The sequence below is a fragment of the Desulforamulus aeronauticus DSM 10349 genome (assembly GCF_900142375.1).
In the GTDB taxonomy this organism is placed as follows: Bacteria; Bacillota; Desulfotomaculia; order Desulfotomaculales; family Desulfotomaculaceae; genus Desulfotomaculum; species Desulfotomaculum aeronauticum.
The window spans coordinates 14876-39368 of record NZ_FRAR01000028.1; the positions used below are offsets into that span (position 1 = coordinate 14876).

At 41.3% G+C, this 24493-nt stretch carries 23 protein-coding genes and 3 tRNA genes; 12 read left to right on the plus strand and 14 right to left on the minus strand.

Annotated features, from left to right (window positions below; genetic code table 11):
* Window positions 1-178: 178 nt before the first annotated feature.
* The gene (locus tag BUA78_RS16880) at window positions 179-1423 is read left to right on the plus strand and encodes a TolB family protein (protein ID WP_072916916.1); all 1245 of its coding nucleotides are present in this window, start codon (window positions 179-181) and stop codon (window positions 1421-1423) included.
* Window positions 1424-1725: 302 nt separating this feature from the next.
* On the opposite strand, the gene BUA78_RS16885 is transcribed toward BUA78_RS16880, so the two are convergent.
* The 7 genes from BUA78_RS16885 to BUA78_RS16920 form a co-directional block, all read right to left on the minus strand.
* Window positions 1726-2919 carry an acetate/propionate family kinase gene (locus tag BUA78_RS16885; RefSeq protein WP_072916918.1) on the minus strand — a complete coding sequence of 398 codons (1194 nt, stop codon included), beginning with the start codon at window positions 2917-2919 and terminating at the stop codon, window positions 1726-1728.
* A 36-nt stretch (window positions 2920-2955) separates the two neighbouring features.
* On the minus strand, window positions 2956-3603 hold the full coding sequence (gene pduL, locus BUA78_RS16890; protein ID WP_072916921.1) for a phosphate propanoyltransferase: 648 nt from the start codon (window positions 3601-3603) through the stop codon (window positions 2956-2958).
* A gap of 429 nt (window positions 3604-4032) precedes the next feature.
* Complete coding sequence (locus BUA78_RS16895; protein WP_072916923.1) at window positions 4033-4770, minus strand: EcsC family protein; 738 nt, start codon at window positions 4768-4770, stop codon at window positions 4033-4035.
* Between the two features lie 82 nt (window positions 4771-4852).
* Window positions 4853-6001, minus strand: a complete 1149-nt coding sequence (locus tag BUA78_RS16900; RefSeq protein WP_238456858.1) for an MFS transporter — start codon at window positions 5999-6001, stop codon at window positions 4853-4855.
* Between the two features lie 336 nt (window positions 6002-6337).
* On the minus strand, window positions 6338-6853 hold the full coding sequence (locus BUA78_RS16910; RefSeq protein WP_072916928.1) for a GNAT family N-acetyltransferase: 516 nt from the start codon (window positions 6851-6853) through the stop codon (window positions 6338-6340).
* Between the two features lie 110 nt (window positions 6854-6963).
* A complete protein-coding gene (locus tag BUA78_RS16915; RefSeq protein WP_072916930.1) occupies window positions 6964-7434 on the minus strand; it encodes a hypothetical protein in 471 nt (156 codons plus the stop codon).
* A gap of 131 nt (window positions 7435-7565) precedes the next feature.
* Window positions 7566-7642 (minus strand) — tRNA-Pro (locus tag BUA78_RS16920).
* A gap of 144 nt (window positions 7643-7786) precedes the next feature.
* Between BUA78_RS16920 and BUA78_RS16925 the strand changes: the two genes are divergently transcribed.
* Together BUA78_RS16925 and BUA78_RS16930 are read left to right on the plus strand one after the other, a co-directional pair.
* Window positions 7787-8053: a YgaP family membrane protein gene (locus tag BUA78_RS16925; protein ID WP_238456859.1), complete on the plus strand. Its 267-nt coding sequence runs from the start codon at window positions 7787-7789 to the stop codon at window positions 8051-8053.
* Window positions 8054-8104: 51 nt separating this feature from the next.
* Window positions 8105-8284 carry a hypothetical protein gene (locus BUA78_RS16930; RefSeq protein WP_072916934.1) on the plus strand — a complete coding sequence of 60 codons (180 nt, stop codon included), beginning with the start codon at window positions 8105-8107 and terminating at the stop codon, window positions 8282-8284.
* A gap of 196 nt (window positions 8285-8480) precedes the next feature.
* Here the strand turns inward: BUA78_RS16930 and BUA78_RS16935 are convergent, their stop codons facing one another.
* Entirely contained in the window at window positions 8481-10499 is a 2019-nt protein-coding gene (locus BUA78_RS16935; protein ID WP_238456860.1) for a transglycosylase domain-containing protein, read from the minus strand.
* A gap of 133 nt (window positions 10500-10632) precedes the next feature.
* Between BUA78_RS16935 and BUA78_RS16940 the strand changes: the two genes are divergently transcribed.
* The gene (locus BUA78_RS16940; protein WP_084082483.1) at window positions 10633-11385 is read left to right on the plus strand and encodes a Fe-Mn family superoxide dismutase; all 753 of its coding nucleotides are present in this window, start codon (window positions 10633-10635) and stop codon (window positions 11383-11385) included.
* A gap of 33 nt (window positions 11386-11418) precedes the next feature.
* Here the strand turns inward: BUA78_RS16940 and BUA78_RS16945 are convergent, their stop codons facing one another.
* A complete protein-coding gene (locus tag BUA78_RS16945; protein WP_072916936.1) occupies window positions 11419-12132 on the minus strand; it encodes a cell wall hydrolase in 714 nt (237 codons plus the stop codon).
* Between the two features lie 100 nt (window positions 12133-12232).
* A complete protein-coding gene (locus BUA78_RS16950; RefSeq protein WP_072916938.1) occupies window positions 12233-13069 on the minus strand; it encodes a DnaD domain protein in 837 nt (278 codons plus the stop codon).
* Between the two features lie 210 nt (window positions 13070-13279).
* Between BUA78_RS16950 and BUA78_RS20325 the strand changes: the two genes are divergently transcribed.
* Complete coding sequence (locus BUA78_RS20325) at window positions 13280-13420, plus strand: hypothetical protein (RefSeq protein WP_175549062.1); 141 nt, start codon at window positions 13280-13282, stop codon at window positions 13418-13420.
* 69 nt (window positions 13421-13489) lie between these two features.
* Here BUA78_RS20325 and pstA read toward each other — a convergent pair whose 3' ends face one another.
* From pstA to BUA78_RS16965, 3 genes are all read right to left on the minus strand, one after another.
* Entirely contained in the window at window positions 13490-14338 is an 849-nt protein-coding gene (pstA, locus tag BUA78_RS16955; protein WP_072916941.1) for a phosphate ABC transporter permease PstA, read from the minus strand.
* A 1-nt stretch (window position 14339) separates the two neighbouring features.
* A complete protein-coding gene (gene pstC, locus BUA78_RS16960) occupies window positions 14340-15191 on the minus strand; it encodes a phosphate ABC transporter permease subunit PstC (RefSeq protein WP_072916943.1) in 852 nt (283 codons plus the stop codon).
* Between the two features lie 89 nt (window positions 15192-15280).
* Window positions 15281-16135, minus strand: a complete 855-nt coding sequence (locus BUA78_RS16965; RefSeq protein ID WP_072916945.1) for a phosphate ABC transporter substrate-binding protein — start codon at window positions 16133-16135, stop codon at window positions 15281-15283.
* A 438-nt stretch (window positions 16136-16573) separates the two neighbouring features.
* Between BUA78_RS16965 and BUA78_RS16970 the strand changes: the two genes are divergently transcribed.
* Window positions 16574-17731 (plus strand): sensor histidine kinase, encoded by a 1158-nt coding sequence (locus BUA78_RS16970; RefSeq protein WP_072916948.1) that lies wholly within the window; start codon window positions 16574-16576, stop codon window positions 17729-17731.
* Between the two features lie 3 nt (window positions 17732-17734).
* Window positions 17735-18388, plus strand: a complete 654-nt coding sequence (locus tag BUA78_RS16975) for a response regulator (RefSeq protein ID WP_072916949.1) — start codon at window positions 17735-17737, stop codon at window positions 18386-18388.
* A gap of 160 nt (window positions 18389-18548) precedes the next feature.
* Here the strand turns inward: BUA78_RS16975 and BUA78_RS16980 are convergent, their stop codons facing one another.
* A complete protein-coding gene (locus BUA78_RS16980; RefSeq protein ID WP_139257436.1) occupies window positions 18549-19712 on the minus strand; it encodes an alkaline phosphatase family protein in 1164 nt (387 codons plus the stop codon).
* Between the two features lie 280 nt (window positions 19713-19992).
* On the opposite strand from BUA78_RS16980, the gene BUA78_RS16985 reads away from it, so the two are divergent.
* The 5 genes from BUA78_RS16985 to BUA78_RS17005 all read left to right on the plus strand — a co-directional run bounded on the left by BUA78_RS16985 (window position 19993) and on the right by BUA78_RS17005 (window position 24415).
* Window positions 19993-20069 (plus strand) — tRNA-Pro (locus BUA78_RS16985).
* A gap of 549 nt (window positions 20070-20618) precedes the next feature.
* Entirely contained in the window at window positions 20619-22973 is a 2355-nt protein-coding gene (locus BUA78_RS16990; RefSeq protein ID WP_072916952.1) for an EAL domain-containing protein, read from the plus strand.
* 194 nt (window positions 22974-23167) lie between these two features.
* Complete coding sequence (locus BUA78_RS21120) at window positions 23168-23422, plus strand: IS3 family transposase (protein ID WP_420795524.1); 255 nt, start codon at window positions 23168-23170, stop codon at window positions 23420-23422.
* A 171-nt stretch (window positions 23423-23593) separates the two neighbouring features.
* Window positions 23594-23669 (plus strand) — tRNA-Lys (locus BUA78_RS17000).
* 47 nt (window positions 23670-23716) lie between these two features.
* Complete coding sequence (locus BUA78_RS17005; RefSeq protein ID WP_072916953.1) at window positions 23717-24415, plus strand: hypothetical protein; 699 nt, start codon at window positions 23717-23719, stop codon at window positions 24413-24415.
* Window positions 24416-24493: the final 78 nt, after the last annotated feature.

Genomic DNA, 24493 nt, shown 5'->3' on the forward strand with positions numbered 1-24493 from the left:
CGTAAGCAAAATTAGTTTGACCACATTTCTTTAAAAAAATGTAAAAAACGACTGCTAAGGAGTTATCCTTCTTTCCATGACCTTACACATCAATTGGGCCTATACGAGTTACAAAAAACCCCTTCCTATCGTCTATATCCAGTAAGCTACAGTAAATATTTGTTATGTGGGGGATGGTATGAAAAGGAAATGGATTGGCGTTATCCTAGCAAGCATTTTTTTAGCCAGCAGCATCGCCGGGTGTGTACCAGCCAAAGATCAACCGCTGGTTCAGCCTGCTAAGAAGGATCGGCAGGTCGTAGAAAAGGTTGGTCAAGAAGTTTTAAAGGACATAGATTTGCCAGCCAAAGGAGTTCATTTATTCGGTTATCATCAGGACTTGGTGCTATCCCCGGCTGGTACGTCAGTTGCTTTTAGTGGCTACTTTTGGGATAAGGAAAAAAACGTCAAAGAACAAATGGTCTTGGCTAACTTGGTTACAGGGGAGGTTACAACCTTTGATGGTGTATCCAAGGTGCTGGGTTGGCTGCCGGATAACAACATTCTACTTTACCAAACCGAAAGTACCCTCTCCTTACTGAACAGTAAAAATCGTAGCCGACTTGAAATTTCCAAGGACTGTTGGTATGGCTCCATTAGTCCGGATGGTAAACAGATTGCTTATACCGTAAAGGGAAAGGGTTTAATGGTTTATACTATTGAGTCTGCTAAACACAAACAATTAACTAAAAATCAGGATGACTGGTATCCTATCTGGTATCCTGACAGCAAGCAGCTATTTTATTTCTCTGACCTACAGCAAAACCTGGGAGATGGTGCTGGACATTTACAAGGCATGGCTAAAATCTCTATCGAAACAAGTGAGGTAACTAGGCTTACAGATGAAGAAGGCAAATTTCGCCGAGCCGAGTGGATCATCCCCGGTAAATCTCTGCATATCGTCAGAGGTTGGGATGATGGTTTTTATCATGGTATTCTCAATTTGTCGCAAAACAAATATACTGACCTGGGGGAAAACCTCATGGATTCCTCATATTTCGTAGCCGTAGATAGTAAAACCGGCTTGTTGTTTAAAACCTCCTTCGGGCAAGTTGATATCTTTGATGCCATTGGCAATAAGCAGGAATCTTACTCTTTGCAGGAAAAGAATAGGCAAAATTTCTATTACACCCCTTCCCCCAATGGTTATAAATTAGCTTTTGTCCAGGGTGATTACGATCGATTCTTAGATAGTAAGATCAAAGGCAATAAAGTAATGATTTCAGATTACGACGGTCAGAATGTTAAAGAGTTAACTCCGGAGTATACGTATAATGACAGCATTGTTTGGGATAAAACCGGTAAGCATATCATTACCTTACAAAGGCTCTCTCAAGAAGGAGAAGATTTAATCAGCGGCCTAAAGATCCTGCCTATAAAATAAAACCTCTATACAGAAAGATCCACCCTTTTTGGGGTGGATCTTTCTATATAGAGACAGTTTAGCGTCATGTCAAGGACTATCTTAGGCAACCTTCTTTACAATGGGCCGTTTCTCTGAGCATCCAATGCTTCGTAAACATTCGGGTCACCTCCTGCAGCCAATTTTTCTTGCATCTAAAGATAAGTATATGGTTAAAAGATTACATTATTAATAACAAATTCCTATATTTGTATTAAAAATATAACCTTATGAAAAAGCCACAGAACCCAAAGGCATCTGTGGCTTGGTAGTAAAACTGTAAATTATTGGACCAGTTCTTTGGTTTCTCTGGCAATCATTAATTCTTCATTAGTGGGTACAACCATAGCAACAAAGGGAGCACCTTGCTTGCTGATGATCACTTCTTTACCACGGGAGTTGTTCTTTGCTTCATCAATTTCCAACCCGGTGTAAGCAAAGGCCTTTAGTACCCTGCCTCTGATATCTTTAGAGTTTTCACCAATACCACCGGTAAACACCAAAGCGTCTAAACCGCCTAGGGCAGCGGTATAGGCACCTACATACTTAACAATACCATAGGCAAACATACTTAAAGCCAATTCGGCCCTTTCGTTACCCTGCAAGGCTGCATCTTCTAAATCCCTAAAATCGCTACTGAGACCGGATACGCCTAACACACCACTCTTTTTATTTATGACATCGCCAATTTCAGCCACACTTAATTTTTCCTTCTCCATTAAAAAAGGAATGATGGCAGGGTCAATATCTCCGGTACGAGTTCCCATAGGTAATCCCGGCAGCGGGGTAAAGCCCATGGAGGTGTCCTGAGATACACCCTTCCCTACAGCAGAAATACTAGAACCATTACCTAGGTGACAAACAATAATTTTCAAATCCTCTACGGGCTTGCCTAAAATTTCTGCAGCCCGGCGGGATACAAACTTATGTGAAGTTCCATGGAAACCATAGCGCCGGATGCCATACTTCTCATAATATTCGTAAGGAATGGAATAGGTATAGGCCTCTTCTGGCATAGCCGAATGGAAAGCGGTATCAAACACAGCCACTTGAGCAGCATGGGGCATTAGTTCCTGGCAAGTCTTAATACCTACAATGTTAGGCGGGTTATGCAACGGTGCCAATTCAGACAATTCTTCTAATACCTTAACGAGTGCCTCATCAATTACCACCGACTGGTTAAACTTTTCACCACCGTGAACAACCCGATGACCAACAGCTTTAATCTGAGCTACATCAGTTACTGCGCCATATTTAGCATCAGTAATGCATTTTAGAATATTTTCTAAAGCGGCTTTATGATTCGGTAAATCCTGCTCTAAAACCAGTTCTTCACCTTTGTTATTTTCTTGTTTAATTCTGGAACCAGAAATGCCAATTCTTTCGGATAAACCAGAGAGTAGTACGGTCTCTTGCTCCATATCCATCAACTTATATTTTATGGATGAACTGCCGCAGTTAACAACTAGGATTAACAAAGATTTTCCTCCTTTAATGTGAAAAGAACACAAAACTTATTTTACTAGTTCAGAGATATGGCCATGGATTTTATAAGCATAAACGGTATCACCATTTCTTAGACCCACAGCATTTCCTTCGTCCGTATCCACGTGCATTTCTAATTTATGGGCATTACCCACACGAACCAGTACATCGCCAAAGATAATTCCTCTGGGTCCTTTAGCTCTTACATAAATTCTGTCTCCATCTACCAAGCCGTACTTCTCAGCATCGGAAGTATGCATATGGATATGGCGAGCAGCGATGATCGCACCTTCCGGTAAAGTAACGGAACCAGCAGGACCAACTAAGGTGACAGAAGAGGAACCTGCTAAATCGCCAGAATCTCTTAAAGGAGCTTTAATGCCTAATTTAAAACAGTCTGAGATAGAAAGTTCTACCTGACTTTTTTTACGCTCAGGTCCCAAAACACGTACCTTTTCAATAACGCCTTTAGGTCCAACCACGGTCACCATTTCTTCCGCAGCAAATTGACCGGGTTGAGATAATTCTTTAAAGGGCTTAAGCTCATGACCAGTTCCGAATAAAGTTTCCACATGATCTCGGCTTAAGTGTACGTGACGCGCAGAAATACCCACGGTAACAGCAATAGGGGTAATTTCATCGGGATTTACCCTGGTTGGGGTTTCCAGATTAGACATTTGCAACACTTCCTTTTTAATTTTATTTAACAAGTAAAAGTACTAATTTTAGGAAAGGATATGGCCATTATTTTTTATAGGGTTTGTTTAAAGAGAACAATACAAACAAGAAAATATATGTCTCGTCTTACAAAAATGTCCTTTTCAAAACCCTTCTTTTTAAAACCTTCTAACTTACAACCTTTGTATTAAACCAACTTTGTTTAGGTATGATGGTATTACCCTGCAAAAAATTGTGTTTACAACATACAATTATCATTTATAATTGATAGTCAATTTCTCAAACTGATTGTAACTAGTTTCTTCCTTGTTTTCAAGTGCATTTTGTGACTTGCTTTTCTGACTATTCTTTGACGTAAATTGTGCCAATTGTATAGTTTTTCTTACATTTGTATAAAGGATGAAAATCTTATTGAAAAAAATATAAAACTATTTTGGGGTTATCGTAATTTGTTGTAAAAATCTTAATCGGTAACCATTCATAGCAGTATCCCCCAGGTTATCTAACAGGTGATAATTAGCGTAGGCCCCAATAAAAGCCCCGACTACAGGAACCAACTGCAACAACTTCACCAGATCAATATAATCTCGGTATTCCTGCTGAAATCTCCGCCAATCGATAGCCTGTAAACTGGGAAATTCCAGGATCGTTGCTTCCCAGTTTAAAACTTTTTGATAAACCTCCCTGCGTCTGGCATCACTGGAGAAGGCCAATTGAAATAGGTGTAAAATATAGAGTCGTTCACGGTAATCCTTAATATCAAAACCATAGATCGCCGCCACCTCAAAAAGAAACTTCATTTTCAGAGTGAGTAAAAGTGGAAAATCAGCTAAGCCAAGAAACAATCCTCCCGCACCAGTGGCTGCTCCTTCAGTAGCAGCTGCCTTTTTATAAAAACGAAGACGCTCTCGGACCAAACGCTCCCGCTCCGCCAAGGACAGACCCGAAGGTACTTCCTTCTTAGTGGTGAATTCAGAACCTAGCAAAGCCGCTCGTACGATATTTTTGATGGCTGACGTCATAATTTCATGAATTTTATCAGGAATAACGTTATTGACCTTGTTTTGGAGTCCTTTGGTCAGCCCGTTAAACAAGGATGGTTTTTTATTCATTCGAATTTGCCACTGTTGCAACTCCCTTAAAGCCTGCTGTTCGTAATGATCCATCCAAATCTTCCTCTTTTAAAAAATTGGTTTACTTATTTTATTCACGTAAAGTATTACATTAGCTATCATTTTATGAGTATACCTAGATTCCCTTTGCCTCAGCTTTCACCTGTCTACTAAACCCTACCAAGGCAAATATCGAAAAAAACAAACAAGTTAAATAGAAGCTTTTTGCCCCAAAATGATCTAATAGTAATCCCCCACCTGTCATACCCATGATACCACCAACACCAAATACAGACATATAAAATAATCCTTGCCCCGTTGCCCTGAATTCGTCAGGGACAATTTTTAACAAGTGCTGCATGACCATGGAAATAAATAAGGCAAAACAAATACCATGCATTACCTGAATAACCAAAATAACCTTAATGTTACTTATGAAGGCCATCAGCAGCCAGCGTAGTCCGTACAAACAAGCTATGTAACGTAAAAAAACTAAGGAATCCAGGTTCATTCTGAGGCGACTCAAAACAATAAAAGCTAAAACCTCCGAGCTAACCCCGATGGCCCAGGCTAGCCCCGTTTCTCGGATACTCCCGCCCAGGTTCTGCAAGTGAATGCTGATAAAATTATCATTCGCCACCTGCGTGGTTCCTAGCAACGTGGCTACGATTAAAAAGTTAAAAATTTGAGGTTTTTTAGCCAAAGCCATAAATTTTTGAAAACTTGGGGGGGTGCAGATATACTTAGCATCCCCCACGGGTAAAGCACATAAAAAGGTTAGTGCAATCAAAGCAGTTACTAAATAAGGACCATTATTAACACCCAAACTATTTAGAACAAAGCCAGAGCAGAAAACTGAAACTAAAAACCCCAGAGACCCAAACATACGATAACTACCATACTGACTGGGATTATCTTTTACTGCATTGACAATTAACGTATCAATTAACGAAGGTAGCGGACGATAGAAAGTAAAGAATACGGTGAGAGCAATAAGCAATCCCAGGAAAGAATGAAAGCGGAAAATTAAAAGGCTTAAAACTGCCGAAATGAATAACTGCATTAACATGATCTTTTTTACCGTTTGTAGCTTATCACAAAAGTAGCCCCAGAGAGATTGGGTTAAAGTATTAACCACCGCCCCCATGGCTAAAAGAACTCCTATCTGCCAGTAATGAAACCCTTGCTTTTGAAATAGAATGGGGAAATAAGGCAAAATAACTCCATTAACGGCATAATAAAATCCGATTAAACACTTTAGGTAAATTGATTGCAAAAAAGTCACCCCCCACAAGGGAGAGTATAACACAGATGTCACAGAGTCTGGCAACCTTTTATCCAGAGGTTATGATTCGTAACCTTATCATTACTTTTTTTCATATATATTATTACCATTATTGTGATAAAATATTGCTGGGGAGAACGGGGGTGGTCCCCCCTATGGGCTGCAAACCCATGAGCTTTCCTGAGATCCAGGTTGGAGTACGGTTCAATTCCGACTTCTCCCCTCCAATTTAAAAAGCATAAACCCTGCAGTAAGAAATAATGATCTGCAGGGTTTTTTGTGTTTTGTAAAAACAGCCTACTAGCCCCTCTTAATTTGAGTAAGATTATGCTTGTCTCATTTTGTCCGGCTATAAATTAGATGAAGCATATCACTGCCGTTATAATGTTTGGTATATTCGCTTTCAATCTTCATCCCAAGTTTTTCTGCAACTTTACGAGATGGAAAGTTGTTTGGTCTAATTTGTGCAATAACCTTGTCGGCATTTAATTTAGCAAAAGCATAATCCATGCAGGCTTTTGCTCCTTCAACTGCATAGCCTTTGCACCAAAAATTTTTATTAAGTATATAGGCAATCCCCGTATATGGAATCCCGTCAATTTCTTCTATTAATGGGCCAATTACACCCACAAATTTACCTGTAGCCTTTTCTATTGCAGCAAAATAGCTAAAGCCTTCATTTTCATAACGTATAAGGTTTTTATCAATCCATTCGTAAACTTCCTCATCTGTAAAAGCGTGCTCCCAAGCATACATCACTTCAATATCTTGTAGCATTGTACACAAGTCTTTAAAGTCATCTCTATCAATCTTACGAAAGGCTAATCTCTCTGATTGTAAAATCCATTGCATATAGTTACCACCTTTACTATAAAACAATCCTCATATTAAGCATAACACAAAAAATGAAAGAAGTTGAACCGTTCTATCGTTCAACTTCTTTCGGTAAAAATCTTGGAGCTCTAGTTTTGGGATGCCGATTTTTTACTGAAAAGCAGAAACAAATAGGGTGCAAATAACGAGGGAATTGCATACAACCAGTTTATGCTCCCGGCATCGCTTATTCTTGCTAAAAAGGATGTAATAACAGTAAACATATCAACAGGAATATACAGATAATAGATTATCATGCTATAGGAGCCAAAATGTTGTGTGACTTGTTCTATGGCAAAAATCACAACGGAATAGAGCATCAAGAGCGTCGCGGACTTTATAAAAGTAATCCGACTGTATCTTTTGCGCAATAATAACCCAATACCAGCAAACAGGGAAACGCTTAAAAACAGCCGAACATAAAATGCTGTGGTTCCCATTTCAAGGGTCCATTCGGTAGTGCCCCGGATTAAGAGACGGACCGTAATGTAATCGGCTGTTCGCAATATAATTCCAGCTGCCAAAGTGCATAACGGCAGTTTTAACAGTTCTTTGTTCATGAATAATCTCTCCCAAAGCCTGCACTTCCAGACTCTTATTTTTCTGCCATTCTACTTGTTTTATTGATTGTACCACACTTGCCCCTCGACCAAAAAGACATAACTTCCACTAAGTGGAAGTTATGTCTTTTTGGTCGGGGCGACAGGATTCGAACCTGCGGCCTCTGCGTCCCGAACGCAGCGCGCTACCAAACTGCGCCACGCCCCGAAATGCCAATTGTTGTAACAGAGTATATTATCACCCAAGAAAAACCATTTGTCAAGAAAATTTGGTTTCTATATTAAAATATAAGCCTCCGCATAAGCTTGGGCCATTTGCAAATAATAATTCCAAACATTACCCTGGGGAGGAATGACCGTGCAAAAGAACGTCGGAACTGCCGATAGGATTCTTCGGGTTACCTTTGGTGTTTCCTTTCTTGCTCTAGGACTCTTACGTTTGGTCTCTCCTTTTTGGTCCAGTCTATTTATCGTGTTGGGTATTGAAGTATTTCTGGTAGCTATCATTGGTTTCAGTCCCCTTTACCATTGGTTAGGGGTTTCCTCACGGGAACCTGATCTTGTTATCGAAGAGGAGGTGTATACGTGGCAAACTGGCGAGCGGGATTCGGAGAGGTAGTGAATACTTTTGCCAACATCTTTGGCAATATCCTTGAAGGAGGTGAAGAAGATGGTCAACACCAGCGATCAAGCAGAACTAAAAAACTGTATTCAAAACGCCCAAAGTTGCATGACGGATATGGGGAGAATGATTGATAAACTTCCCGCTGATGCACCTGAAAAACAGCAATTGGCTAAAATGTGTCAAAAGACAGGTGTCCTATTGGAAGAAGCTCGGCAAAGATGCTAGATCCAGGATTGTACTAGGGAGGAAGAATAATTGTATACCTGTTGTGTTTGCGGCAGACATACCGAGGAAAGCAAGATGTACTATGACGAAGAGATGGATAATAGCTACTGCCAAAATTGTTACCTGGCTGAACATGCACGGGAAGAATAGTAAAACAACAGGTCTCTAATAATGCGAGGCCTGTTGTTTTTTGCATTTATTCCGCTACCAACGGTTCTTGAGAACGAAAGGGATCTGGGGCTGATGGTGGTACCGTGGGATTGACTAGCAAATCCTCAGGACCTTCTCCGGAATCTTGCGGCTTTTGGGTCCAAAAGTCCCCAAAACATGGTACCTTTGGCTCACTGCCTTCTATAAAATAGGCAGCCATAGTATCGCTGGATAAGGGTGAAGCTTTTAGTCCATCCATGGTGCAAACCTCTTCCTGCACCACTCCCTCCGGTACCCTAAAATCTTGAGCCGCCGCATTTCCGTGGGCTTCCTCCATAAATTGTGCCCAAATTGGGGCAGCAATGTCCCCCCCCGTTAAACCTACCCTTTTGCTCTTGTCATCATATCCTACATAGACAGAAGCCACTAAATCAGGGGAATAGCCCACAAACCAGGCGTTCGTATAATCTTCTGTAGTCCCCGTTTTACCGGCCACCGGTCTTTTTACCAGCCAAGAAATCTGGGCTGCAGTTCCTCCTGAACTTACAGCAGCCTTTAACATATCCGTTACAATATAGGCTACCCTTTCATCAATCACTTTGGAAAGCTGCGGGTGCTGTTCCTCTAATACCCGCCCTGCGCTATCGGTCACTTTCAATAAATAAATGGGTTTGGCACGTATGCCTTGGTTGGCTAGGGGGCCGTAAGCTGCTGCCATTTCCAGCGGGGTAACTTCTGAAGTACCCAAAGCCAGTGATAAATAAGGCCGTAACTCACTTTCAATCCCCATTGCTTTAGCATAGCGAACCAGGGCATTGATTCCTAACATATCTGCTAATCTAACCGTTACTACGTTATCGGAGATGGCTAAGGCCTGTTTAAGAATAAAGGGGCGGTAATGATAACCCACCTTATGGTCTGCCGGAGTATACGGTGCACTTCCCTTCTGTTGGTAGGTTACTGGCTCGCAGACGATGGTACTGGCCGCGGTATAGCCAGACTCAATGGCCGCCGTATATAAAAAGGGTTTAAAGGCTGAACCAGGCTGCGTTTTGGCCAGGGCACGGTTGTATTGAGATTTTTGCCAACTGCGTCCCCCCACCATGGCTTTGATATAGCCATTTTTAGGATCGATGGCCACCAAAGCGCCGTTAATATCTGGATTTACATTAGCCAGGCCTTGCTCCATAGCTTTTTCTGCAGATTTTTGCATAGTTAAATCCAAACTGGTTTGAATGGTTAGCCCGCTGGTGTAAAGTAGTTCCATACCATTGGGGTATTTGTTTTTAAAATAGTTAATAATTTCAGCCACATAATAGGGCGCCTGCTGGAATGCTTCGGTCTTAGCTAAAGGTTGAATATTTTCTGCCCGTGCAGCGGCCGCTTGCTCGGGAGTTATCACGCCTAACTCCAACATACGATTCAGAACCACCCTTTGCCTCTCTAGGGCTCCCTTCAGATTGGTGGTAGGCGCGTAGTAGCTGGGGGCCCGCGGTAAACCGGCCAGCATCGCACTTTCTCCCAGGGTAAGATCTTTCGCTGCTTTGCCAAAATAAGTTTGTGCGGCAGCTTCTACCCCGTAAGCTCCCTGGCCAAAGTAGACATGATTTAAATACATGTTTAAAATCTCGTCTTTGGTATAGGTCCGCTCCAATTGGATGGTGTAATATACTTCTTTAACCTTTCTGTCGATGGTTTTCTCGGGTCCTAAATACAGGTTTTTGGCTAATTGTTGTGTTAGCGTGCTTCCCCCCTGGACGATGGAGCCACTTCTGATATTTTGCCAAAGTGCCCGAGCCATCCCTTTAAAATCAATGCCCCGGTGTTGGTAAAACCGCTCATCCTCAATAGCTACAATGGCCTGACGCATGGTTGGAGCAATTTCCTCTAATTGCACGGGGACAGTATTTACCTGGGAAATGGTGGTAATAAGCCGGTTATTGGCATCCACAATGCGGGAAGGCTTAGGAACCTCCGGCGGTCCTCCGCCTTCCGTTCCACAGCCAAAAACTACACCTAGGCATAGCATTAAGTTCATCAACAAGAAAAACCGTTTATAGGTCACTATTTTTTCCTCCACAAAACATAGTAGCATAATAAATATTTTTTCCATGATTAAAAGCCTTATCCAAAAAGCAGGTAACCATAAAGTCCCAATGGGAATAGAATGATAGAATAAAAGTTAGGATGGTGGTTTTATGCCAAGGCATGTAATAAGGCCCGGTGACACAATAAAAACCATCGTAAAAAAATACAATGCCAATACCAATAACCTAGCCATTGCTAACACTCATTTAGAAAACTTGGAAAATTTAAACCCAGGAGATGTTGTATATATTCCCGCTGCTTCTGATGGTACTTATAATTTCCTAGAGACAAAAAATTTAAAATCTTCACTCCGAACCATGATGGGATTTTCTGTGCGTCAGATTCAAGAACATTACAAGCTTTATCAGGACTATGTTATTAAGATCAATGAAATACGAGCAAAACTTCAAGCATTAAAGCAAAAGGAAGCCGACTCTATTTATAGTGAGTACCGTGCCCTAAAGACTGCTGAACTCTATGCAGTAAATAACTGCAAACTGCATGAATACTATTTTGAAAATATGGGTGGGCGAGGCGGCAACGCCACCGGAAATGTACTGGAAGTCATTGTTAGGGACTTTGGCTCCTATGAATATTGGGAAAAAGACTTTCGTGCCACCTGTTTAATGGCTAGGAATTGGGCAATTCTCGGGTACGACTTTGATGATGGACATTTGCATAATTATGGCTACGATGAAGATGCAGGCCTCGCAGTACGAATAGAGCCCCTTTTAGTAGTAGATTTGGCGGAACATGCTTATTTTCTGGATTATGGAACAAACCGTACCAGTTATTTGGATGCCTTTGCCAAAAATATTGATTGGGCAGTCGTCAAATCTCGCTTCACCAATATCAAAATATAAGGAACAAAGGCCACCAGAGGCGGCCTTTGTTCCTTATATTTTCGTTGCAAAAACATGATTACCAATGCGGGTAACAACGGGCAGAGTTCGTATCCATTGATCTTCTGCCACCACAGGGTTATAAAAGAATAACGCACCCTTAGTGGGATCCTGTCCCATTAAAGCCTCTAGGGCAGCTTTCATGGATTCTTCGTCTGGTTTCAGATTAATAGTGCCATCCTGAACCGGCGTAAATTGATATACCCGGCTGTTTTTTTCCATAATAACTTCCCGAATACTCTTTGGAAAATCTGGACTGGCTATTCTATTTAGTATAACAGCTCCTACAGCAACCTTCCCCTCGAAGGTCTCTCCCCGGGCCTCAGCATGAATGAGCTTAGCTAACAGTATAATGTCTTCCCGGGAAACATCCCCTCTGGATAATACTGCACCATAAGAGGTGACGTTAGTGGTAGGAATAAATAACTTTTGGTTGGGATAAATTATTGTACTGGTTAAGTTGTTTGCTCTCATCAGTGGTGCCAATGGCACATCATAATCCCGGCAAACTTGGTACAGTGTATCCCCTGGTCGGACAGTGTAACTTATATCTGAGCTAGATCGGTCTGCTTCAGACCCATCAAGCTCTAAACCGCCTGCACCGTCGCCGCTAGTCTCCCCTGCAGCTACTGCTACCCCCATTAATCCAGAGGTGACTGCTAAGACAACCGCCAATAACACAGCGATTTTACGGTACTTCTTGTTCATTGGTGCCTCCTTTCTTACCCATTTGATAGTTTGCACAATTATGACAGAAATATACATACATAAAAAACAGCGCCCCTAGAGGCGCTGTTTAATTTAGAAGTTAACTGTACATGGATCTCATTAAATTTTTCTTTTTGAGATCTCCCTTATTGCTGGTTTCTGTAATGGGAGAGGCTTTCCGCTGAATTTGTTTGGCCCTGTTCTCCTCAAATTGCCGTTGATGTGCTTCCACTTCCCTAACAGTTCTAATATTATTTTTGTGCCATTCCCGAAGAATACTGGAGATATACTTGATATTATGTTTCCCTCTAATGACTGCTTGCCGCAGTGCTTCTAAAATAAGTTCCATCTCATATTCATCCACCCAGGATAAAATGTGTTCAATCTCCATGGGGGAAAGCAGCCGTCCAAACTCATTTTCGAAGGTATGACACAATTCCTTTTCTGGTGTGGTTAAAATAGTTTGATTGTGCTGTAGCTCGTTCCCGAGATGATATTCAGCGGAATTCATTTTTTCAGCAATCTCGTCTAACTGCCTTTTCTGATTAAGAGCCCAAACCTCCGAGATTTCAAAAACTAACGGTTCAAAATCATAACCCTCCATGATTGAACCGTCTTCGTCACTAAAATACTGGGTGATACCAATAACTCTTTTATCCAGTAAGCTTTTAATTTGTCGCTCAATCTGTGCCGGATCAGCTGCTAAGCAGTGAGATAACGTCTCTGCACTGGGCATTAGCTGCTCTTCGTTACGCAATCTCAACAACTGAATAATGAGCATCATTTCAGAATCTGTAATCCCAATATCACGGTAATACTTTAAAAATAGATTTGGGATACTGGTCATGCCACTGGTAAAAATCGCCGAACCGAAAAAAACGGTCATGTTGGTAGCATCAAATTCTTTTTTTACTGCCAGTCTATTTTTGTGTCTCATGCCCCAACCCCCTTGTACTTCTTTCAATATTTTATGGTAAGAATGGCAGCCTTGTCCACCTTTGTTTATCGACAAAGAGGGGGAAAAACATCTAATCCCAGGCTGGCGTAGACGAAAAGGTGCCGCTAGCTGACATTCACAAAAATATAATTAACCTATGAATATCCCCTTACCAAAAGGTTATTATAAAACAAAAATGGGAGTGTTGCTATGTCTTCCGAAGAAATATTACAAGAAATTAAGTCATTGCCTCTGGAAGAACAAAGATTTATTACCAATAATCTGTTGGATCATTTATTTCTAGAGGGCGACGATGAAGATGATGCTTTCCTCAGTTTGGATATTTTTTAAAGAAAAAGGGGTTACGATTAGAAGCAGTGTCAAAGTGTGACACTGCTTCTAATCGTAACCCCTTTTTCTTTAGGAGATTAGGTTGGAACTCATTCTCCGCATAACTCTGGTAGCTAACGTATTAATGATAAAGATTAAAATAATCAACACCGTTGCTGTAGCGTAGGCTTTTTCCATAGAGATACCCTCCATGGCCAGTATATACAAATGCACCGACATGCTGCGGGCAGGGTCCATCACTGAGGCGGGAATATTTAAGGAACTACCGGCAGTTAAGATAACTGCCGCGGTTTCGCCCACTACTCGACCGATACTTAAAATTACACCTGTAACAATGCCAGGCAGGGCACTGGGCAAGACTATCTTCCAGATGGTTTGCCATTTGGTGGCCCCCAAAGCCATGCTCCCCTCCCGATAACTGAGCGGCACGCTTTTAATGGCTTCTTCACTGGTTCTCACAATGGTGGGAAGAACCATGAAGGCTAAGGTTAAACCGCCGGACAACAGGGACCAGGAAAATCCCATAAACAACACTAAAAAGGCAAAGCCAAACAGGCCAAAGATGATCGAGGGAATTCCCGCCAGGGTTTCCGTGGCAAAGCGTATCACCTTCACCAGCGACCCCTTTTGGGTATATTCAGTAAGTTGGATAGCTGCCATAATACCAATGGGCGTGGCAATGGCCAGGGAAATAGCAATGAGATATACCGTGCTGACAATGGTGGGGAAAATACCGCCCTCTTTGCCCATCAACCTAGGTTCTTTGGTCAAAAACTCCCAGCTAACATGCATTAGACCATGCTGTAAAATATGAAAGATTACCGCTAGCAGTGCCCCCAGGGTGATTACCACCGAAGCCCACAGAAATACTTTGGCAACTTTTTCCTCCCAATAGACAGAGGATCTTACTTTGTCCATGCTATTCACCTACCCTTTTAGGCACTAAAGTCACCAGCAAATTTAAGATCATAATGATTACAAATAGTACAATACCCGTGGCAAATAATGCTTGAGAGTGTTCTCCAGCCGCGTAACTCATTTCTATGGCGATATTACCCGTGAGGGTGCGAACCGGGTCTAGAATACTCTCCGGTAAGACGGACACGTTACCAACCACCATAATGACGGCCATGGTTTCACCAATGGCTCGGCCCATCCCCAGCACAATGGCTGTTAGGATGCCGGAACGAGCACTGGGTACAATTACTTTTTTAATGGTTTGCCAGTGGGTAGCACCCAGGGCCAGGGAACCTTCTTTGTAATCCTTAGGCACCGCCCGAATGGCATCTTCAGATATATTGACAATGGTCGGCAGGATCATGATAGCTAAAACAATAGAACCGCTTAAGATACTAAAACCCCTGCCGCCAAATACTTCTCGAATAAAAGGAACTAAAATAACCAAACCATAAAAGCCATAGACCACCGAAGGAATCCCCGCCAATAACTCAATAGCCGGTTTGACCAAGCCGGTCACCTGTTTGGGTGCTATTTCAGCTAAAAAAATGGCACAGCCAACGCTCAGGGGTACTCCAATTAGGAGGGCACCTAGGGTTACCAGAAAAGAACCAACAATCATCGGTAAAAGTCCAAAATGACCTTCCAGGGGATGCCAGTCTATGCCGGTAATAAAATGAGCAAGGCCGTATTTCTGTATTACAGGCAGACCATCGGCAAAGATGAAATAGGTGATTAGTGCCACCACAAAAATCGCAGCAACTGCACTTACTAGCAATAATTTTTCAATTATGTTTTCATGTAATTTCTTCATGTGTCTCTACCTCTCATAAAACAGGGATAGAGGGTTGATATGCAACCCCCTTACCCGCTCATTTTGTCTTATCTAGCACCCAGGGTTCCTTACTTAGTAGAGATAAAATGAGATTCAACAACGATTTTTTGACCTTCTTCACCCATGACAAAGTCAATATAAGCCTTAGTAGCTTCGTTCATGTCACCTTTTGTTAGGTACAGGAAGGGACGAGAAATTTTAAAGGAGTTATTCTTTACGTTATCGGTAGTAGGCTCTACACCATCTATTTTGACACCTTTTACAGCATTGTCCAAGGAACCTAGGGAGATGTAACCAACGCCATTTTTATCCCCGGCTACTGTCGTTTTTACAGACCCGGTAGAGGGCTGGGTGATTGCTTTATTAAACATTTTAGCGTCCTTTAAAACAATTTCTTCAAAGGCACCACGGGTACCGGAACCCTCTTCACGGGTTACTACGTTAATGGCAGCATCTTCACCGCCTACTTCTTTCCAATTCTTAATCTCACCAGAGAAAATTTTCTTAGCTTGATCCAATGTTAATTCTGCCACTTCGTTCTTCGGGTTTACTACAATGGCAATACCATCAAGAGCAATTTTGTGTTCAGTTAGACCTATTCCCTTTTCAGATTCGTTGATCTCCCGGGAAGAAGCACCAATTTGAGCAGCTCCTTCGTTGGCAGCCTTTACACCGGCAGAGGAACCGCCGCCTTGGACATTAACAGTTACGCCAGTGTTCTTAGCCATAAATGCTTTTGCTAATTCTTCAGATAAAGGTTGTACAGAAGTGGACCCAGCAATCGTAACAGAACCGGACAAACCTGCATTTTCACTGTTAGCATCCTTAGGAGTTTCTTCTTTCTTTCCACAACCAGAGAAGACAATCACTGCTGTTAAAATAAGAGCAAAAACCAACATTACCTTTTTACTGTTCTTAAACATGATATTCCCCCTAGTATTTTTTACTTTTAAAGCACATTTAAAATCAGTTTCTGTCTAACCTCCTTAGCCATTGTATAAAGAATTTGTTAATAAACAGGTTGTTTCCAGTAAAAGTTCAGTTAAACAGATGTTAAGATTTTATTAAGAGAAAACGCTTTCCATCGCTTCATTTGAAAAAACAAATTGTTACCGGAAAAGAAAATGTTTTGCCCTTTTGTCCCTGTTGTTTTTGAGTAGTTTTTCCTATAATTAAAATTACAGTACTTAGAAAAACTTGGCTTTCGCGATACCAGTGGAGATTTAGTTTGCCCCTTGGCAAAGCGGGAAACTCTTACACTTGCTAACTTGTCAAAAAATCTCAGTCTACATCTGGAAGGAAATTTAGTGATACCAACGAATACCCGAAATACAAGAAAATTTGAAATGGCAGGTTAATCTATGGAACTTGACATTAAGGCATTGGACAAAATTATTAAAGAAACCCTTTCCGCAATTGAAAAAAGTAAACAACAAATCTACCAGATTGCGGAATCCGCGCGTTCAGAGCACGAAAGACTGGAAGATGAAATTAGGCAGTTGAAGACAGAAATCACTACCATTATTAGTCAGGTAACTCATCTGGAAATTGAAGAACGCAAAGCCCGCTTGAGGCTGATGGAGGTTAGTAGAGATTTTCATCGTTTCTCTGAGGCAGACATAAAAACTGCCTATGAAAATGCTCAGGCAGCTCAATTAAAATTAGTAATGCTGCGGGAAAAGGAGAAAACACTTCGCTTCAAACGGGATCATGCTCAGATAATTTTAAAGCGAATGCACGATACCGCAAGCAAAGCAGAAAAGCTGGTCTCCCAGGTGGGTGTCGCTATGCAATTCCTGAGCAATGATTTATCGAACTTAAGTGAAAAGCTGGGTAATCTGCATGATATGCAGCAATTAGGTATCTCCATTATCCGAGCCCAAGAGGAAGAACGTAAGCGTGTAGCCCGGGAAATCCATGATGGCCCTGCCCAATCCATGGCCAATATTGTTATGCGCGCTGAATTTTGTCTTAAGCTTTTAGAATTAAACCCCAGTATGGTCAGTGATGAATTAATGTCACTGCAACAGTTGGTCCGCCACAGTCTGCAGGATGTGCGTAAAATTATTTTTGATCTAAGGCCCATGGTGCTGGATGATTTGGGTCTGGTACCAGCCATTAAACGTTATTTAGATGATTATAAAACGCAAAATGATACCGTCGTAGAATTCGCCTTTTGGGGAAAAGAAACTCGCTTTGAAACATCTTTAGAGGTGGCTGCTTTTAGAATTATTCAAGAAGCGTTAACAAATATAAAAAAACATGCCAAAGCACAATATGTTTTTATTAAAATGGAGCTTATACCGAAAAGAATCAACGTATATATAAAAGATGATGGTTGTGGTTTTGCCATGGACAAACTAACACCTGGAGGTGACGGTGGCGGCTATGGCTTAATGGGTATGCGGGAGCGTATACAGCTTTTAAATGGTGGGGTTAACATACATTCATCTCCCGGTAAAGGAACCGAAATCTCTTTCTGGTTACCAATCGGAGAATATAACATCTGGGAGGTGTAATAAATGTCTGAGACAATTAATCTGCTCATTGTAGACGATCATCCCCTTATACGAGAGGGTTTACGGAAAATATTATCCTTTGAACCACAAATTCATGTGCTAGGAGAGGTTGCCAATGGCGCACTGGCTGTGGAATTTTGCAGTCAGAATGCCGTTGATATCGTATTACTGGATATCAATATGCCAGTTATGAACGGTATTGAAGCCTGTCGTAAAATTAAGGAACTAAAACCTGGACTTGGCATCATTGCCTTAACCATTCATGATCAGGACGAATATTTATTTGAACTTATCAAGTACGGTATTTCTGGTTACGTATTAAAGGATGTGCATCCCCATCAACTCATAAAAACCATTCTTGGCGTAGCCCGTGGTGAATCCTTTATCCCCCCAGCCCTCACTGCCCGAGTTTTAGCCGAGTTTAGCCGTCTTACATCCGGTGATCAAGATAAAAAACATCAGATGCTGACGGAGCGGGAAATTGATGTTTTAAAGCAAGTCGCCACAGGCCAAAGCAATAAAGATATCGCCAAAGCACTCTACATAAGTGAAAAAACGGTTAAAAATCACCTTACTAATATTTTCCAAAAAATTGGGGTTGCCGACCGAACCCAAGCTGCTTTGTATGCAATTAGGGAAAAATTGGTAGATATCTAACACTCTGAGTAAAAACACAGGGGCACTTAATAGGTTTATCAAACAGGTTTCATGTGATCTTAGGTAAATTTGTTACACCTGGAGTAACAAAAAAAGCAGGTGCCTTCCCAACCTACTAGGTTTAAGGCTACCTGCTCTTTGTTATTTCGTTTGCTTTTTGCTAAAACATAAGAAATCTTTTTCGCAACAGCCGATACATAATAAAATAACCTAATCCAAAAAACCCTAATGCCACAAAGGCAATTAGATGGTAGATAGTAATCCTGTTTTTAAAACCGTCTATTTTCTTATCCCTTATCTCAATCTGTCTTTGAATATCTTCCTTCTCACGGGCCACCATTTCCTGCTGTTGCTTCACTTCTAATTTTTCTTCCTGGAGACGGGTCATTTCATGCAGTAAGTGAGCATTAGCCTCGCTTAAATCCTTAACCCTTTCAAGTAGTAAATATTCCTTAGATTGTCCACCGATTTCTTTAAAAGAGTTCCATAGCACCAAACCATCCACTTCACCTAACTTAACACCATTTAAATACCCAATGGTCGGTGCAATATCACAAATACCAATCGGCGGCATTTGGTTATTTTCTTCAAAAGGCAGACCTTTAATGATCAGCGGTGGCGCACCTAAAGTTCCGGTAATAATAATCATGCTGTTGTCAAAAATGTTTTCATCATGAAGTTTTTTTAATAAACGACCTACCTGAGAGTCCGTATTTGTAACTGCCATCTTATATTCATTGCTCTTTACACCGTGTTTTTTTAGATCTTCCCGTAGTTGTGGCATCACGATAACATTAAAGTAAGACGGTCCCTGGTTCCATTCATTCAGTAAGTTGGTAATGACCAGTTCATCTTTACCATTAAAGGGACCGCTGCAACTATATCCGTCCTTAGACTGTATTTTCTTTAATTCTCCCTCAGCACCAAAGAATGCTGTCTTAATTTGCTTTTCTTCCATTAACGTTTGTATTGTTTTTCCCTCAAACTTGTCTCCCTTTTGCAGGAACTTATGCCTTTGGGGTTGCATTCCTGTTAAAACCGAGGTAACTGTTGCCTGTGCCGTATCCGGAAATACAGAATTCACCTGATTGCAGCGAATACCCGTATTGGCAATTCCATTAATATTGGGAGCAGAAGTCTTCTGCAATGTTTCTGCTTGTAGACCATCAATTACGATAAGAAATATTTTGCTGGTAACCTTTGGCACCTCTTCTTTCGGTTGCTGCATAGCATCCGGTGCCGCTACAGCTAGAGACGTAGTCGTTAAACTTATTAGAATAATTATCAAACAACAAAATAGCTTCTTACGTAAATACATTGACATTAGCATAACCCCCCTTTGGGTGGCATTTTATTATCATGTATATAAAGGCTTTGTCCATTTTATGACCATAATTTTCCTCTTTTTCATGACATTGTTGGTTTCTTCCAAATCACGGTATAGGATTGCTTAGGTTAGTCAAAAATACTAATACTCCGCTTTGGTGAGTTTTATCTCTCCCCGTCCAGCAAATAGCTGGACTTTTTTTGTTCAAATAACGACTAAATAGCTATTGCCAATAGCCGATTAATTTGTTACAATAGCTTTTGTCAACAAGACGAATCGGGGTGTAGCGCAGCTTGGTAGCGCACCTGCCTTGGGAGCAGGGGGTCGCACGTTCGAATCGTGTCACCCCGACCATTTTTTGTCTGAGAACCCTTGAAAACTAATGTTTTCAAGGGTTCTTGGCGTTTTGCGTAAGAAAAACTGGCGCAAAACCGGTAAAAGCAAGCGGCCTTTCAAAAACAATAAAAAACAGGGATATCACCCCTGTATAGCCGCTACCAGCTTCCGCTTCCTACCATCTTGATCGCTCTTCTCAAGTTGTACGCAAGGAACCTAAGCCCCAGTTCAGCTGTGGCTTTCTCCTTTCCCCGGCACAGCAGGTAATGCGCCCCGCCGTACCACATGAGCGGGCAGATGAAAACCATGCTGGCTCGTTTCCAATCCTCTGTTCCCCCTCCGACTAGGGCTTTCCGTGCCATAAAGCCAGCGTAGCATGTGGACGATTCTTATTATATAGAACCTATGTAATTATGGAAGTTGGTACGATAAATCTCTTCTTCTTTATCGAATTTTGTCGTAACTGTTAGTTTTTACAGATTATTCTTGCTTTTTTCAGATTACTTTCTTAAAATCAGGGTAATGAATGAGCGGATATAAATTCAATTCTATGGAGGATTTGGGAATATGCAATTGGACAATCAATTCAGCCAATCCATTATCGAGAATATGATAAACGGCTTTGCCCTCCACCGCATCATCACGGATGAGAATGGAAAACCGACCGATTACCGTTATATAGATGTGAATACAGCCTTTGAAAAGTATACGGGTCTGAAGCGGGAAAACATCATCGGACGGACAATCTGTGAAATCGTCCCCAATATTCGCAAGGATCCTATTGATTGGGTTGCTTTTTACGGGAAAGTGGCGATTGATGGGGGAAAAGACTCCATGGAACAATATTCTGTGGCTTTCGACCGCTGGTACAGTATCCACGTTTATTCGCCGATGAAGGGGTATTTTGTAACCATTTTCAATGATATTACCTCGATTAAAAAGAGTGAAGAGCAGCTTATAGACAAAAATGAAAAACTGAGCACGCTATATGAAGAACAAACTGCCCTTTATGAGGAACTGACAGCTTCGGAGGAAGAACTACGCCAGCAGAATGATGAACTGGTAAAATCAAATAGGCGGGTGGCAGAAAATGAAAGACGCCTGAATAAGGCTCAACAGCTTGCGAAGGTGGGAAACTGGGAGCTGGATCTGGTGAAAGGCACCATGTGGGGCTCCGAAGAAGCTTTCCGCCTATATGGGTTGGAAAGAAAATCACCTTATCTGCCGTTACCCGTTATTCAACGCATGGTATGTGACGAATATCGGAAAAAAATGGACGAGGCGTTGAAAGCTCTGATTACAAAAAATACTCCGTATAATGTTCAATTTAAAATAATCCTGAATGACGGCAAGGCGCAATACATGCACTCTGTGGCAGAACTGGAAGTGAACGGGCAGGGTGAGCCGCTCAGAGTTCTAGGCGCAATACAGGATATTACAGTAAGAGTATTGTATGAGAATGAGCTTCGGGAAAGAAATGAAGAATTATCCACGTTGTATGAAGAGTTATCGGCATCTGAGGAGGAATTGCAGGAGAACTACCTGCGCCTTTCTCTAAGTGCGGAGGAGAACAAGAAACAGCAGGAAATACTGGAACATATGGCATATCACGATGTATTGACGAACCTTCCGAACCGTACCTTTTTCATGGACCGCCTCACTATTGCGCTTGGCATGCCCGAGAGGGCCGGCCGTCGGATGGCGGTCATCTTTATGGATATGGATAATTTTAAAGATGTAAATGATACATTGGGGCACAATATAGGGGATAAATTGCTAAAAGTTATTTCTGAGCGGCTATCGCAGCATATTCGAAAACGCGCAACTCTCGCTCGGTTAGGAGGAGATGAATTTGCCGTTCTAATCCAGTATATAGGCAGTAACCACAAGATCTATGAATTCTGCGAAGAAATAAGGGAAAGGCTGGCGGAACCATTTGAATTTGACGGCTATCTCTTTAATATAAGTGCAAGCATTGGGATATCCTTATATCCCGAAGACGGGTCAACTGCGGAAGAACTGCTGAAAAATGCAGATACGGCCATGTATTGCGCAAAGAATCTCGGGAAGAATAATGTTCAGTTCTTTCAGGAAGAAATGAGACAGGGCATCCTCCGCAAGATAACAATCGAAAAGAGTCTTCGAAAAGCGTTGAATACCTCCGGCTTTGAACTTCACTACCAGCCGCAAATCTCTATAGATACGGGAAAAGTCCGGGCATTTGAGGCATTGCTCCGGTGGAGGGACCCTGAGCTTGGAAACGTATCCCCCTTGGAATTCATTCCTATTGCGGAAGATACGGGGCTAATCGTGCCCCTGGGGGAATGGGTATTAAGGGAGGCATGCAGGCAGGGAGTTGAATGGAACGGGAGCGGCTGCGAAGACCTTATCATCTCGGTCAATATTTCCACAGTGCAGTTGAAACAGGCTAATTTTGTCCATATGGTCAAGGACATTCTGCAAGAAACCGGTTTTTTACCCGCACATCTGGAGCTGGAGATTACGGAAAGCCTATTGATCAACTCCTTCGAGCAGGCGGTTCCTATGCTGAAGGGATTGCGGGATATGGGTATTAAAATTTCAATGGATGATTTCGGTACTGGCTATTCTTCGCTGAATTACCTCAGAAGACTGCCGCTGAACACGTTAAAAATCGATAAAAGCTTTATCCAGGATATCAATGTCCGAGGTATGGGGGAAAACATAGTCAGTTCGATCATATCCCTGGTGCACAGGCTCCAAATAGAGGTGGTTGCGGAGGGAGTTGAAACAGAGGCACAATTAGATTATCTGGTCCGGTGCAACTGTGACAATGTCCAGGGCTATTTGCTTAGCAGACCAGGACCGGCCGAAAATGTGGCAGGGATCATACAAAAGAATTATGGCGATATGTTTGAGATGAATTTAAAAAATCAACAATAAGAACCAGAATGGTTAAGTACGCTACCAATGGACATGGAGTAATATAGCATATAACGTACTACCTCCTTGCAGGAAACTAGGGTGGTTTGATATGCTCCCTTGTGGTAGACAGTTGAAATAATAAAACTGTCTATTACAAGGGAGCTTTTTTCATGCCACGTAAAGTGAAAACATCAAGGGGAATGATACAAAGCATGTCAAGGTTATCCAGATGTATTGATAATGGCCCTATGGAATCATTTTCGATAATGATGAAATCAGAAATGTATTATCTCAATAAATTCAATACCTATGAAGAGCTGCAAGTAGCCGTTAAGGAATACATACATTATTACAATACCCATCGATACCAGAAGAGATTAACGTGTAATAACGCCTTTGGAATACAGACAATACCTTACCAGTTTAGCTCAGTTCATAGTTATACATTTTATGAAAAAAATTTATAATACAGGTGTTTTAATTATTAAGACATTAGTGTTTATATCATTTTTTCTCGTTATTTCTCTTAAATACGGTTGAATTCAACTTACCTCGCAACGAACCAGATATAAGGATGTTTTATAAATATGTCGGCAATGCTATGCTATAATTTCATTATTGTATAGCTCCAATATTTCGGGTTATTAGCTCAATTGGTAGAGCAACCGACCCTTAATCGGTAGGTTCTGGGTTCGAGTCCCTGATAGCCCACCAAAAAATCCACTCAACAAAATGAGTGGTTTTTTTCAAGGAGGGATTAAGTGGAAAAAGCTAGGATTGGTATATCAACAGCTTCTTTTTGCCTTTGGGATGTTACACCTACTACGAAACTTTCTATCAGCCGTGACCTTGATTTTTCTAGAGTTGAAATTGGCTTAAGCACAGTAAAAATGCTGAAGGAATTTACCTTACTTACTAGTCTTTTTAATCAATTGGATGCTTTTTGTCACGTCACAATAAATGTTCCTTGGTGTCGGGTGAGGTACGGAAAAAACAAACAAACCCAAACAGTTATTGATTATCTTAAGTTGCTTGATCAAATGTTGAAAATTGATGCTTTTGTTTTTAGAATAGACTGTATTTCCGATTTCTCTTTACTCAATAGTAGTGGATTAAACATCTATCTTGAAAACTCTGAAAAAGAAGATTCGTGGATCAAACTACGAGATATTACAAAATCCTACGATTACCAATGTGTACTTGATATCAATCGTGCAACTCGCAATGAAAACTATCTGGAAAAAATGTTGGATGAACTTAGTGATAGAATAGCAGAAGTGCAAGTAAACGGTTATATAGACGGGTTTTACAGAGTCCCACTAGGTACTAGCAAACAATACCATTTATTTGATAAGGTGAAGGATTTAAATGTGCCATTTATTATTGAAGGTTTATTTCCCCCCCATGATTACCAAGCAATTTTACAAGAAAAGGAAATCATCAAAAGTAAGCTTTCTTAAAAATAAAGTTCTTGGCTACTTAATAAATAGTGAGACTGCTTATAACAACAAACAGCCTACTTGTCTCAACTACCGGGA

Coding starts and splice junctions, on each gene's coding strand:
- BUA78_RS16880 (WP_072916916.1), top strand. CDS start 179: ATGAAAAGGAAATGGATTGGCGTTATCCTAGCAAGCATTTTTTTAGCC.
- pduL (WP_072916921.1), bottom strand. CDS start 3,603: ATGTCTAATCTGGAAACCCCAACCAGGGTAAATCCCGATGAAATTACC.
- BUA78_RS16895 (WP_072916923.1), bottom strand. CDS start 4,770: ATGGATCATTACGAACAGCAGGCTTTAAGGGAGTTGCAACAGTGGCAA.
- BUA78_RS16910 (WP_072916928.1), bottom strand. CDS start 6,853: ATGCAATGGATTTTACAATCAGAGAGATTAGCCTTTCGTAAGATTGAT.
- BUA78_RS16915 (WP_072916930.1), bottom strand. CDS start 7,434: ATGAACAAAGAACTGTTAAAACTGCCGTTATGCACTTTGGCAGCTGGA.
- BUA78_RS16925 (WP_238456859.1), top strand. CDS start 7,787: ATGACCGTGCAAAAGAACGTCGGAACTGCCGATAGGATTCTTCGGGTT.
- BUA78_RS16930 (WP_072916934.1), top strand. CDS start 8,105: ATGGTCAACACCAGCGATCAAGCAGAACTAAAAAACTGTATTCAAAAC.
- BUA78_RS16940 (WP_084082483.1), top strand. CDS start 10,633: ATGCCAAGGCATGTAATAAGGCCCGGTGACACAATAAAAACCATCGTA.
- BUA78_RS16945 (WP_072916936.1), bottom strand. CDS start 12,132: ATGAACAAGAAGTACCGTAAAATCGCTGTGTTATTGGCGGTTGTCTTA.
- BUA78_RS16950 (WP_072916938.1), bottom strand. CDS start 13,069: ATGAGACACAAAAATAGACTGGCAGTAAAAAAAGAATTTGATGCTACC.
- BUA78_RS20325 (WP_175549062.1), top strand. CDS start 13,280: ATGTCTTCCGAAGAAATATTACAAGAAATTAAGTCATTGCCTCTGGAA.
- pstA (WP_072916941.1), bottom strand. CDS start 14,338: ATGGACAAAGTAAGATCCTCTGTCTATTGGGAGGAAAAAGTTGCCAAA.
- pstC (WP_072916943.1), bottom strand. CDS start 15,191: ATGAAGAAATTACATGAAAACATAATTGAAAAATTATTGCTAGTAAGT.
- BUA78_RS16965 (WP_072916945.1), bottom strand. CDS start 16,135: ATGTTTAAGAACAGTAAAAAGGTAATGTTGGTTTTTGCTCTTATTTTA.
- BUA78_RS16970 (WP_072916948.1), top strand. CDS start 16,574: ATGGAACTTGACATTAAGGCATTGGACAAAATTATTAAAGAAACCCTT.
- BUA78_RS16975 (WP_072916949.1), top strand. CDS start 17,735: ATGTCTGAGACAATTAATCTGCTCATTGTAGACGATCATCCCCTTATA.
- BUA78_RS16980 (WP_139257436.1), bottom strand. CDS start 19,712: ATGTCAATGTATTTACGTAAGAAGCTATTTTGTTGTTTGATAATTATT.
- BUA78_RS16990 (WP_072916952.1), top strand. CDS start 20,619: ATGCAATTGGACAATCAATTCAGCCAATCCATTATCGAGAATATGATA.
- BUA78_RS21120 (WP_420795524.1), top strand. CDS start 23,168: ATGTCAAGGTTATCCAGATGTATTGATAATGGCCCTATGGAATCATTT.